At 61.2% G+C, this 11097-nt stretch carries 12 protein-coding genes and 1 pseudogene; 5 read left to right on the top strand and 8 right to left on the bottom strand.

Going from position 1 to position 11097, the window contains the following annotated elements:
• Positions 1-50: 50 nt before the first annotated feature.
• A complete protein-coding gene (locus tag ABW043_RS09100; RefSeq protein WP_353920898.1) occupies positions 51-536 on the top strand; it encodes a DUF488 domain-containing protein in 486 nt (161 codons plus the stop codon).
• Here ABW043_RS09100 and ABW043_RS09095 read toward each other — a convergent pair.
• The 3 genes from ABW043_RS09095 to lepA form a co-directional block, all read right to left on the bottom strand.
• Positions 481-1323: a DUF8758 domain-containing protein gene (locus ABW043_RS09095; RefSeq protein ID WP_502908629.1), complete on the bottom strand. Its 843-nt coding sequence runs from the start codon at positions 1321-1323 to the stop codon at positions 481-483. The genes ABW043_RS09100 and ABW043_RS09095 overlap by 56 nt on opposite strands.
• Before the next feature lie 55 nt (positions 1324-1378).
• The gene (locus ABW043_RS09090; RefSeq protein WP_353920896.1) at positions 1379-1591 is read right to left on the bottom strand and encodes a hypothetical protein; all 213 of its coding nucleotides are present in this window, start codon (positions 1589-1591) and stop codon (positions 1379-1381) included.
• A gap of 343 nt (positions 1592-1934) precedes the next feature.
• Complete coding sequence (gene lepA, locus ABW043_RS09085) at positions 1935-3740, bottom strand: translation elongation factor 4 (protein ID WP_353920895.1); 1806 nt, start codon at positions 3738-3740, stop codon at positions 1935-1937.
• A gap of 92 nt (positions 3741-3832) precedes the next feature.
• On the opposite strand from lepA, the gene ABW043_RS09080 reads away from it, so the two are divergent.
• Positions 3833-4732, top strand: a complete 900-nt coding sequence (locus ABW043_RS09080) for an extensin-like domain-containing protein (protein ID WP_353920894.1) — start codon at positions 3833-3835, stop codon at positions 4730-4732.
• A gap of 3 nt (positions 4733-4735) precedes the next feature.
• Here ABW043_RS09080 and ABW043_RS09075 read toward each other — a convergent pair whose 3' ends face one another.
• Both ABW043_RS09075 and ABW043_RS09070 read right to left on the bottom strand, forming a co-directional pair.
• The gene (locus ABW043_RS09075; protein ID WP_353920893.1) at positions 4736-5134 is read right to left on the bottom strand and encodes a hypothetical protein; all 399 of its coding nucleotides are present in this window, start codon (positions 5132-5134) and stop codon (positions 4736-4738) included.
• 56 nt (positions 5135-5190) lie between these two features.
• Entirely contained in the window at positions 5191-5337 is a 147-nt protein-coding gene (locus ABW043_RS09070) for a hypothetical protein (protein WP_353920892.1), read from the bottom strand.
• 113 nt (positions 5338-5450) lie between these two features.
• Between ABW043_RS09070 and ABW043_RS09065 the strand changes: the two genes are divergently transcribed.
• Positions 5451-6371 carry a LysR substrate-binding domain-containing protein gene (locus ABW043_RS09065; RefSeq protein WP_353920891.1) on the top strand — a complete coding sequence of 307 codons (921 nt, stop codon included), beginning with the start codon at positions 5451-5453 and terminating at the stop codon, positions 6369-6371.
• Positions 6372-6410: 39 nt separating this feature from the next.
• The gene (locus ABW043_RS09060) at positions 6411-7664 is read left to right on the top strand and encodes an NAD(P)/FAD-dependent oxidoreductase (RefSeq protein ID WP_353920890.1); all 1254 of its coding nucleotides are present in this window, start codon (positions 6411-6413) and stop codon (positions 7662-7664) included.
• A gap of 216 nt (positions 7665-7880) precedes the next feature.
• Here ABW043_RS09060 and ABW043_RS09055 read toward each other — a convergent pair whose 3' ends face one another.
• A complete protein-coding gene (locus ABW043_RS09055) occupies positions 7881-8120 on the bottom strand; it encodes a hypothetical protein (protein WP_353920889.1) in 240 nt (79 codons plus the stop codon).
• Positions 8121-8286: 166 nt separating this feature from the next.
• Between ABW043_RS09055 and mbfA the strand changes: the two genes are divergently transcribed.
• Positions 8287-9267 (top strand): iron exporter MbfA, encoded by a 981-nt coding sequence (mbfA, locus tag ABW043_RS09050; protein WP_353920888.1) that lies wholly within the window; start codon positions 8287-8289, stop codon positions 9265-9267.
• A gap of 6 nt (positions 9268-9273) precedes the next feature.
• Here mbfA and ABW043_RS09045 read toward each other — a convergent pair whose 3' ends face one another.
• On the bottom strand, positions 9274-10887 hold the full coding sequence (locus tag ABW043_RS09045; RefSeq protein WP_353920887.1) for a GMC family oxidoreductase: 1614 nt from the start codon (positions 10885-10887) through the stop codon (positions 9274-9276).
• 20 nt (positions 10888-10907) lie between these two features.
• Positions 10908-11097: pseudogene (locus ABW043_RS09040) on the bottom strand (LysR family transcriptional regulator); the annotation flags it as partial.

The raw sequence follows: 11097 nt of genomic DNA, 5'->3' as shown, positions 1-11097 counted from the left end.
TTTCCGAAAAGTTTACTGCTGAAACTCCATGATTCATCTAAGAGGGAGCAATGGAAGAATCAGTTTTTACATTTGGCTATGAAGGGCTGACTATCGAGAGGTTCGTATCGCGCCTTCGCGCGGCGGGCATTTGCGCAATAGCGGATGTACGCGCTGTTCCAATCTCTCGAAAGAAGGGTTTCTCCAAAACGGCGTTTGCGGAGTGTTTGCGCAGCAACGGCATTGAGTACCAACACTTCGTTGAACTCGGTTGTCCGAAGGATGTGCGCGACCAGTACCGTGAAGACAATAATTGGGCGCGATACGAGATCGGGTATCTAGCTCATCTGCAACTGCAAGGCGCTGCGATTAAGAGGCTTTCTGACTTAACGGTGGCCAAAGCGACCTGCCTAGTCTGTTTCGAAGAGGACTATACCACCTGCCATCGAATGTACGTGGCGCGTGAGCTCTTCTCGCAGACCGGGCAAAGAGTGACCCACCTTACAGAGGGAAGAGCAATCCTTGATCCGGTAGCCCGTCGGGCAAAGGCCGCCTAGGCGGATAGATCAAGCTAACGATTAGCCATTTGTCCGGAAACCGGTGGATGGTCCCCATCAGGAAAACCAAATCCGCTTGAGGTAGATTGGTCTCAAGTTTTGCGCGAAAGGGGGCCTCCCAAGCCGCGCCGTACTTGGCTCTACAGGTCCAAAAAAGTGCCCCGGCCTCCCAGTCGGCGATCTTATGCCGGTACTCTTGCTCCCCTCCACCTGAGTCACAAACGTATCTGTAGTGGAAGTCGTACGGCAGCTTCCTGAGCGTACGAATGGCCTTCGCATCTGTGTCATCGAACAGCCCAGCCTGCTCTTGGTGGGCAAGCAGCTTTGCTAGTTCCTCATCCGACCAAGTTGGATTTGCAGCAGGCGTGATATCTAGCCCGAGAACTCGCTTAGGACGCACGAGGGCTAGCGTCGGCCCCCTATCAACGCTGCGCTCGACCTCGGCAGCTCCAAAGTCCTCCAGGATGCGAAGCCTCTCCAGATGGGGACGCCGCTCTTTCCATTGTTTGGCTGACGGGATCGGATTCCCCTCCACCGTCACGGTGTCAACGTAGACTTTGTGGCTCTCGGGACGATGATCTGCTGGTGCCTTAGCTATACGCGCGTTGATCCACTGCCATTTCTTGAATTGCTGCTCGTCGCTGATCAATCGGAAGGGAACCGGGAAAAGCCGGATCAAATCTCCGTTTTCTGTCATACCAGCTACGCAAGAGGTCTCAGCGTATTTGCTGCTGGGAGAGGGGTAGGTCTTGCATAGAATAAGTATTCTCTCATTCCACGATTTCACGTTGGCCGTCCTCTGCCTAGCTTCTTGAACTCGTCACTACCGGCTCGCGTGAGGTTCAAGTTGCTTTCTTTTGGCCGGCTGTTTCATCTTGGCTTAAGACAGATCCGCCCAAGCTAGCAATTTCGGCCTTGGTCAGCTTCTCGCCACGAACGGCTTTTGAAGCGATCGTTGAAAGCTTTGGGCTTGACTGTTTTTTTGGCGCTGCGGGCTTTGGTACCGTTTTCGCGGGTGCCCGCTTCGCCGGCGTCTTCGATGGTGTCTTCGCCATGATCAGCTATCCCCTCAGATGTGATCAAAGCATTGATTGCTGATTCTCCGCGCCAAGCAAGTAGGCGTGCAAGTTCACTGGTGCTTGGGAAGTAAACCTAAATTGCGGAGACTGCTGTTACTCCGGGCTCGCCTGAGCGTTTTCGATGAGGGGCCACCATGGCATCGGTGACCCCGGCAGCCGGTTCGCACGTGAACGCGCGCGCCAGCCGACTGGTCTGGAGCGTCAATACTGTACGCTTGGCCTTGGCCCAAGGCCTCAACGCTAGATAGCGTCGATAGATCTTAGGATGGGCCCCGGCCTTCGCCGGGGTGACAGTCAGTGGATGAGTTGAGCCCGAGGCTTACTCATCCCCCATCTTCAGCGCCTTGATGAACGCTTCCTGCGGGATGTTGACGTTGCCGTACTGACGCATCTTGGCCTTGCCCTTTTTCTGCTTGTCCAAGAGTTTTCGTTTACGCGTCGCGTCGCCGCCATAGCACTTTGCCGTAACGTCCTTGCGCATTGCGCGCACGGTTTCACGCGCAATGATCTTGCCGCCGATGGCGGCCTGGATCGGGATCACGAACAGATGCGGCGGGATCAGCTCCTTGAGCTTTTCGCACATCATGCGGCCGCGCGATTCGGCGACGGACCTGTGCACCAGCATGGAGAGCGCGTCGACCGGCTCGGCATTGACCAGAATGGACAGCTTGACCAGATCGCCCTCGCGATGGGTATCGAGGTGATAGTCGAAGCTCGCATAGCCCTTCGAGATCGACTTCAGGCGATCGTAGAAGTCAAAGACCACTTCGTTGAGCGGCAGGTCATATTCGACCATGGCGCGATTGCCGACGTAGGAAAGGTTGTTCTGGATGCCGCGGCGGTCCTGGCAGAGTTTGAGGATCGCGCCGAGATATTCGTCGGGCGTCAGGATCGTCGCCTTGATCCAGGGCTCGCGGATTTCCTCGATCTTCATCACATCCGGCAGGTCGGCCGGATTGTGCAGCATGATCGTCTCGCCATTGGTCATCTGGACCTCGTAGACCACCGAAGGAGCGGTGGCGATGAGATCGAGATCGAACTCGCGGGAGAGGCGCTCCTGGATGATTTCGAGATGCAACAGGCCCAGGAAGCCGCAGCGGAAACCAAAGCCGAGCGCGGCCGAGGTTTCCATTTCAAACGAGAAGCTGGCGTCGTTGAGCCGCAGCTTGCCCATGGCGGCGCGCAGCTCGTCAAAGTCCGAGGCATCGACCGGGAAGAGGCCGCAGAACACCACCGGCTGGGCCGGGCGGAAGTCGGGCAGCGGATTGGCGGTCGGCTTGCGATCATCGGTAATGGTATCGCCGACATTGGTATCGGCGACTTCCTTGATCGAGGCGGTGAAAACGCCGAGTTCGCCGGGAGTCAGCTGCTGGACTTCGAGCAGTTTGGGGGTCTGCACGGCGACGCGATCGAGCTCGTAAACCGCGCCCGAGGCCATCATGCGGATACGCTGGCCCTTCTTCATCACGCCATCCATGATGCGGACGAGAACGACGACGCCCAGATACGTATCGTACCAGGAATCGACGAGAAGGGCTTTGAGCGGCGCATCGATATCGCCCTTGGGGGCGGGGAGGCGCGTGACGATGCCTTCGAGCACGGTGTCGATGCCAAGGCCGGTCTTGGCCGAGATTTCGAGCGCTTCGGAAGCGTCGATGCCGATGACGTCCTCGATCTGCTGCTTTACGCGCGGGATGTCCGCTGCGGGCAGGTCGACCTTGTTGAGGACGGGCACGATTTCGTGGTTCGCGTCGAGCGCGTGATAGACATTGGCAAGGGTCTGCGCCTCGACGCCCTGGGAGGCGTCGACAACAAGCAGCGAGCCTTCGACGGCGGCCATCGAGCGGGAGACTTCATAGGCGAAGTCGACGTGGCCGGGCGTGTCGATGAGGTTGAGGACATAGTCCTCGCCATCTTTCGCCTTGTAGTTGAGGCGCACGGTCTGCGCCTTGATGGTGATGCCGCGCTCGCGCTCGATATCCATCGAGTCGAGGACCTGTTCCTTCATCTCGCGCAGGTCGAGGCCACCGGTCATCTGGATGAGGCGGTCGGCGAGCGTGGATTTGCCATGGTCGATGTGAGCGACGATGGAGAAATTGCGGATATTCTTGAGCGGCGTGGTCATGGGGCGCTGATAGCAGAAGGCGGGACACCAAGAAAGATGGTTTCCGCGCGGTAAACGGCAACGTTTGCCTGCGAAAGCGCGTTTGGAGGGGCATGAGTTTTCCCATACGCACCCTCGCCGCTCTTTTGGTCCTGCTGCCGGTCTCCGTTCCGGCCCAGGATTTTTTCAAACCCCTCGAGGATTTCGTCGAAGATCTGGTGCCCCAAAGGGCCCCGGCGACGCGGCCTGTGCCCAAGGCGACGCCGCAGATGAAGGAGGCGGCGGAGACGCCCCCGCCGCTGCCAAAACCGCGGCCGGAAGGTTTGGGCGAGGAAGAGCCGGAAGCGCCGGTGGAGGTTGAACCAGCGCCCGAGCCGGACGCGCCAATTGAGGCCGAGGTGACGCCAGAACCGGAGCCGGCGCCTCCGGCCGAAGAAGCGGTCGTCGATGATCGAATCTACCAGACGGCCTGCCCGGCCGTGATTTCAGGTGCGGTGGTGGCGAAAATGCTGCCGCCGATCGCCGAGGGCGTGTGCATGGCGCAATCCCCGCTCGAGGTGACGGCGCTGAATTTGAATGGGAAGACGGTGGAACTGACGAGTCCGATCCAGACCAATTGCGAGATGGCGACGGCGCTGGTCGATTGGGCAGGGGACGTCGACGCCTATGCCAAGGCAGCGCTCGATAGCGAACTCGCCGCTCTGCAGACGGGCACGAGCTATATGTGCCGCCCCCGTGTCGGTGGGGCCGAGCAGTTTACCTCGGAGCACGGCTTTGCCAATGCGGTGGATCTGGTGGGATTCACTCTCGCCGATGGACGCAGCATTGTCGTTGAGAACGATTGGCTGCCGGCAACGACGCCGGAGGCAAAGCTGCTCAGGCAGTCACACGGCGCGGCATGCGGGAAGTTTACGACCGTCCTTGGGCCCGAGGCCAATGCGGATCATGAAGATCACCTGCATCTCGACCTCGGCTGCCATGGACAGACCTGCACGGCGCAGATCTGCGAGTAAAAATCAGGTGCCGGAATAAACCGCGATGACAGCGTCGGTCTGCTGGCGGTCGACACTGCCTTCGGCGCAGTCGATGCCGGCCTTTTCGACATCGGCCTTCACCGTCTCATAGGCTTTTACCGCAGTCTCGCCTTCGAGATGAAAGTCGGTTTCGAGCTGGCGGCGATGCGCGTTCATGGCAGTCACGCCCGGCTCGGCGACAGTGATGTTGCACAGTTCAATGGTGGCCTGAGTGGCATAGAGACCCGTAAGAAGCTGGCCCTGCTTGGGCATGGCGTCGACGACGGCATTGGGGTCGACGGTGATCGTCGGGGTCGCTGCTGGAGCGGGCGTCGCTTCCTGCGCCAGGGGCGCGGCAATGGTCAGGGCAAGAACGGAAAGGGCTAGGGCGAAGCGGGGCACGTCGGCACTCCATGCTCGGAAAATGATTTCCCGCCATTGTCAGCCCGATTATGGCCTCAGCACGGCGTGCAGTCGGCCTTGGGATGATGCGGGGGCAAGTCAGCCCAATCCTTGGCGGCGAGGTACGGTTCCATTGGTGATGGCGCGGCGGGCGCATTGAGCCAGGCAATGACAAAGCGCAAAAGGTCGCTCAGGCGTGACATGGTGGTCTCCTGTTCGGGTGGTGTTTTGGGGCGGTGTTGAAGTGTCCTCACTCTGCGCCCCGCACCCCTTCGCCGCAATGGACAAGGTTTTCGGCCCAGTATAGAAAATCTATATGAGCAGTCCTTTTCCAATTCCGCTCAATGCCCTGCGGGCCATCGAGATAGTGGCGCGGGCCGGTGCGCTGGCCCCGGCAGCCGAGGAATTGGGCGTGACCGTCGGCGCGGTCAGCCAGCATCTGCGGCGGGCCGAGGAGCGGCTGGGCATGGAGCTCTTTGCCCGCACGCCCCAGGGGCTCAAACCCGTGCCCGAACTCATCGAAATCCTGCCGCAGCTTTCGGCTGGTTTTGCTTCGCTGCGCGATGGGCTGGCGACGCTGACCGGCGCGCATGAGGGCGTGCTCAATGTCACGGTCGGCAGTGTGTTCGCCTCACGCTGGCTGATCTGGCGGGTCAACAAATTCTCTTCGCGTCACCCCGGGCTCGAGGTGCGTCTAACAGTCACCGGCGCCATGCTGGACCTGACGCGGCCCGATCTTGATTGCGGCATTCGCTTTGGCGATGGCAATTGGCCGGGCGTGTCCCTCAGCCTGATCGGTGGGCAGGATTTCCAGCCGGTCTGCGCGCCTGAATTTCTGCGACGGCACCCGGACATGTCGGACCTCGGGAAAACTCCCGTGATCGCCGACCAGACGAGCATGCTCGATTGGCCGCTCTGGCTGGGAGCAGCGGGATTCGATCCGAAACTAAAACTGTCGGGGCCTGTCTATTCCGATGCGTCGCTGGCGTTTGACGCCGCCATTTCCGGCCAGGGCATTCTGCTGGCGGCCGACATGATGAGCGCCGATGCGGTCTGTGACGGGCGGCTTGTGCGGCCCTTTGAAAAGCCCGTGCAGAGCGCGCATGGCTACTATCTGGCGACAGCCAGGGGCCGGCGCGAATCCAAGAAGCTAAAACTGTTTCGCGATTGGCTGGCCGAGGAAGTGCCGGCCAGCGCCAGAGGCTATCTGTTCCAGTCCCAGCCGGACGCCAGCTAGGCGCACTGCAGGGGCCGGAAATTCGTCAAGGAGGCGAATATGCAAGACGTCCTGATCCTTGGAGCCGGCATTGTCGGCATTTCTACCGGGATCCATCTGCTTAAGCGCGGGCGCAGCGTTACCCTGGTCGACAAGAACCAGCCCGGCCGCGAAACCTCCTATGGCAATGCCGGCATCATCCAACGCGAAGGGGTGCGGCCGCACGCTTTTCCGCGCGATCTCCATACGCTGATGCAAGTGGGCCTGCATCTCTCGACGGCGGCTCGCTATGAACCAATGGCCCTGCCGCGCATCGCGCCGCCGCTATTGAAATACTGGTGGGCGTCTTCGCCCGAGCACTACAAACAGGTGGTGCAAAGCTATGCGCCGCTGATTGCCCGCTCGATCGATACCCATGCCGAGTTGATCGCCGAGGCCGGACCGGATGCGGAAAAGCTGATTTCGAAAAAGGGCTGGTATCTGGTTTTCCGGACGCTCGAAAAACTGCAGCGTGAGGCGGCCAAGGCGGAAGAAGACCGGGCGCGATTCAATATCCACCACGAAGTGGTGGACTGGGCCGGGCTGAAGGCATTGGAGCCAAGCCTGATCGGCGGGCTGGCCGGTGGTATTCACTGGACCGATCCATGGACCGTCACCGATCCGGGTGGGCTCGTCACCGAGTATTTCAAGCTCTTTGAAAAGCTGGGCGGCACCTTTGTTTCCGGCGAGGCCTCGGGGCTAACGCAGGACGGAGGCACCTGGCAGACGCGCGTCGGCGGCACGCTCCACAGCGCCAAGCAGGCAGTCATCGCGCTCGGGCCATGGGCGCCGGAAGTGCTCGACAAATTGGGCTACCGCCTGCCGCTGTTCGTCAAGCGCGGCTATCACATGCACTACAAACCGGCCGAGGGCGCGGCGCTCAATCACCTGCTGCTCGATGCGGAAGTCGGCTACGTGCTGGCGCCCATGGCGCGCGGCATTCGCCTGACGACCGGCGCGGAATTTAACCTCCGCGACGCAGCGCCGACCCCGGTGCAGCTCGGCAAGGCCGAAGCGGCGGCCAAGGAAGTGTTTCCGCTCGGCGAACGCGTCGATCCGCAACCCTGGAAGGGCGCGCGACCCTGCACGCCCGATATGATGCCGATCATCTCCAAGGCGCCGAAACATGATGGGCTTTATGCCGGCATCGGTCACGCCCATCACGGTTTTACGCTGGGCCCGGCAACGGGCGAATTGCTGGCGCAGATGATGACCGGGGAAGCGACGGCGATCGATGTGAAGCCGTTCAGGATGGAGCGGTTTTTGGGCTCCTAGCCGTCCCGCAGGGCCAATCGCTCCGGTGGAGCGATCTAAGGCTGGGAGGCCACGAGAGCTATGCTCGAGTGGCGGGGAGATTGCCGTAAGGCCCCCTCACCCGCCGCTTCGCGACACCGCTCCCCCAGAGGGAGAGGTGTCGCTCCGCGACTTTGACACCCTTTCACCTCTCCGTTGGGGGAGAGGTAGGCCCACAGGGCCGGGTGAGGGGCCTTTTTAGCCCAGCGCCACCACAGCGATCACACCACACACAAAACCGACCGCGACGAGCAGGGCGACATTGAGCGCTCTTCCATTGCCCGGCTTGGAGAAGGGCAACGGCGTCCTGCTCTGGGGCGCACTCGCCTTGAGCCGCTCAGGCGCACCCCATTTCAGCCGGCGAAACGCATAGACATTCGAGCGCCGTCGCTGGGCTTCGAGTGTTGCGTGATCTGGCTCTGGCGCGTCGCTGGACATGTCTTCATCCCGTTTGAGCGAAAGCAGATGGGGATGCGCTGACCCCATCGCAATGGGAGAGCCTGCAAAGGGCGAAAGAGCGTTAACGTCCCATCGAAATGCCCTTGCCCAAGCATTAGAATGGTTCTAAACATTGTTTGGAATAATTCTAATCTATGAGGCGGGCATGTTTACCCTCTGGCCGGACAATAGACGCGCCTTCGCAACGCTTTCGGAACGTGAAATCCTGTCTCTCGCGATTGCCGCCGAGGAAGAGGATGGCCGCATCTATTCCGAACTGGCGACGCGGCTGGGCGAGACCTATCCTGGCACGGCGGCACTGCTCGAAGCCATGGCGGCCGAAGAAGACGAGCACCGCAGGCGGCTGCTCGATATCTATGTCGATCGGTTCGGCAAGCGGCTGGTGCCGATCCGCCGCGAACATGTGCGCGGCTTCCTTAATCGCAAGCCGGTTTGGCTGCTCAAGACTTTGACGCTCGAACAGGCGCGCCAGCAGGTCTGGGAAATGGAGGAAAGCGCCTACCATTTCTATCTTGAAGCGGCCAAGCAGGCCAACGATGTGGGCATCCGCAGGCTGCTTGGTGACCTCGCCCGGGCCGAGCGCAGCCACGCGGCATCGGCGACGAAACTCGACGAGAAGCTCTTGGGCGATGCGGGCCATGACACCGAGAAGGACGAGGCGCATCGCCAGTTCCTCCTCACCTATGTGCAGCCGGGCCTTGCCGGGTTAATGGATGGTTCGGTGTCGACGCTGGCGCCGGTCTTTGCCGCCGCTTTTGCAACCGGCGATACGCACCAGACCTTTCTGGTCGGTCTCGCCGCCGCCGTGGGTGCCGGCATTTCCATGGGCTTTACCGAAGCCGCATCCGACGACGGCAAGCTGACCGGCCGTGGCTCGCCGATCAAACGCGGCTTTGCCGCGGGGATCATGACGGCCGTGGGTGGCCTCGGACACGCGCTGCCCTATCTCATCCACGATTTCTGGACGGCGACCTTTATTGCCGGCGTGGTTGTTCTGCTCGAACTCTGGGCCATCGCCTTCATCCAGAAGCGTTACATGCAGACCCCGTTCTGGCGGGCGGTTTTGCAGGTGGTGCTCGGTGGTGCGCTGGTGTTTGCCGCGGGTGTGCTTATCGGGAATGCGTGAGGGGGCCTAAGCCCCCGCCACCAGACTTGCCGCCTTCGACCCGATCGCCATGGCCGGGGCATTGGTATTGCCCGAGACGATCTGAGGCATGATCGAGCAGTCGATCACCCGAAGGCCGTCAATCCCGCGCACCTTCAGCTCTGCATCGACCACGGCGGTGGGGTCGTCCTCGCGTCCCATGCGCAGCGTGCCGACGGGGTGGTAATTGGTTTTGACGGTTTGCCCGCAATAGCGGTTGAGCGCTTCGGGGTCGTCCATCACCTTTTGGCCGGGCAGCAGTTCGGTATCGATCTTGTCCGCCAGCGGTGCTGACTTCAGCAGCTTTCGCGCTTCGTGCAGCGCCGCGATGGTGAGGCGCAGATCGTCGGGGTCACCGAAGAAATTGCAATCGACCACCGGTTGATCCTCTGGATTGGCCGAGCGCAGGGTGACGCTGCCGCGCGCCCTGGGGCGCAAGAGGCAGGATGTAAACGTGACGCCGTAGGTGGGCTTTGCTGCCGACACGTCGCGGTCGAGATAGACGATGGGCGCGCAATAGAGCTGGATCGTCGGGCGGCTGCCGCCATCGGGATCGAAGAACATGCAGGCTTCGATGCCGGTGGTGGTGACAGGGCCCGAATTGGTCAGGATATATTGCAGCCCGTTGCGGATCATGTTCCAGCCGCGGTCCTGCCCAAAGTAGCCGGACTTGCCCTTGGTCGTGGCGATAACCGGGACCTCGTGATGGTCCTGCAGGTTCTGGCCGACGCCGGCAATGTCGGCGACGACCTTGATGCCGTGTTGGCGCAGATGTTCGGCAGGGCCGATGCCCGAGAGCATCATCAGCTTGGCGCTATTATAGGTGCCGGCGCCAACGAGCACTTCGCGCTCGGCGCGAACCGTGTGGCTCTCGCCATCCTTGGTGTAGGCGACGCCGGTGGCGCGACCGTTTTCGACGAGGATGCGATCGACCCGCGCGCCGGAGATGATGGTCAACTTGCCGTCTGATTTCAGCGGATCGAGGAAGGCTTTGACGGCATCCGAGCGTTCCTTGTAGCGGCCCCATTGCCCATAGGTGTGCTGCATGATGCCGACGCCGAATTGGGTGGCGCCATTGAAATCGGGATTGGCCTTGTGGCCGAGCGCCTGTGCCGCGGCGATGAAATCGTGCGTCGTTTGCGTTGTATAGCCGGGGTCTGACACGCGCAGCGGACCGCCACTGCCATGAAAACCGTCATGGAGCCGCGCATTGTCTTCGACGGCCTTGAAGTGGGGCAATATGGCGTCATAGGACCAGCTCGGGTCATTGCCGAGGCTCTGGGCCCAGCCGTCATAGTCCTCCCTCTGGCCGCGCATATAGACCATGGCATTGACCGAGGAACCGCCGCCCAGAACCTTGGCCACCGGCACGATGGGCGCGCGGCCGCCAAGCTGGGGCTGCGGCACCGTCTTGTGCATTTCAAGGAACGTGTCCTGGCCCAGATATTTCATATAACCGGCAGGCATGGCCATGATGCGATTGGTGCGGGCATGGCCACGCTCGAGGATCAGCACGCGAAAGCCGAATTCCTTGACCAGGCGCCAGGCGGTGACCGAGGCAGCCGAGCCGCCGCCGGCGATGACGAAATCGTATGAAGCCATGATTTTCCTCCGCGCTGACTTTAGGCGGCAGGCAGGAAGCTTTCTAGGCGATTATCAATAATTACGCCCACTTGCGCGCATTCTTGCGCGATCTCGCGAATGAAATCTGCCAGCATGGGGCGCTCCAGCGCGGCCTTGGAGCGCACGACCATGGCGGTATCGCGATGGAGAGGGCCGAAATCGACTGGGGCGATTTCGACGAGGCGGCCG

Source organism: Devosia sp., assembly GCF_040509215.1.
GTDB lineage: Bacteria > Pseudomonadota > Alphaproteobacteria > Rhizobiales > Devosiaceae > Devosia.
This window is presented reverse-complemented; position numbering and strand designations above follow the sequence as displayed.

Bases quoted from the DNA above. Each gene is read 5' to 3' on its own strand.
- ABW043_RS09100 (WP_353920898.1), top strand. From the start codon at position 51: ATGGAAGAATCAGTTTTTACATTTGGCTATGAAGGGCTGACTATCGAG.
- ABW043_RS09090 (WP_353920896.1), bottom strand. From the start codon at position 1,591: ATGGCGAAGACACCATCGAAGACGCCGGCGAAGCGGGCACCCGCGAAA.
- lepA (WP_353920895.1), bottom strand. From the start codon at position 3,740: ATGACCACGCCGCTCAAGAATATCCGCAATTTCTCCATCGTCGCTCAC.
- ABW043_RS09080 (WP_353920894.1), top strand. From the start codon at position 3,833: ATGAGTTTTCCCATACGCACCCTCGCCGCTCTTTTGGTCCTGCTGCCG.
- ABW043_RS09070 (WP_353920892.1), bottom strand. From the start codon at position 5,337: ATGTCACGCCTGAGCGACCTTTTGCGCTTTGTCATTGCCTGGCTCAAT.
- ABW043_RS09065 (WP_353920891.1), top strand. From the start codon at position 5,451: ATGAGCAGTCCTTTTCCAATTCCGCTCAATGCCCTGCGGGCCATCGAG.
- ABW043_RS09060 (WP_353920890.1), top strand. From the start codon at position 6,411: ATGCAAGACGTCCTGATCCTTGGAGCCGGCATTGTCGGCATTTCTACC.
- ABW043_RS09055 (WP_353920889.1), bottom strand. From the start codon at position 8,120: ATGTCCAGCGACGCGCCAGAGCCAGATCACGCAACACTCGAAGCCCAG.
- mbfA (WP_353920888.1), top strand. From the start codon at position 8,287: ATGTTTACCCTCTGGCCGGACAATAGACGCGCCTTCGCAACGCTTTCG.
- ABW043_RS09045 (WP_353920887.1), bottom strand. From the start codon at position 10,887: ATGGCTTCATACGATTTCGTCATCGCCGGCGGCGGCTCGGCTGCCTCG.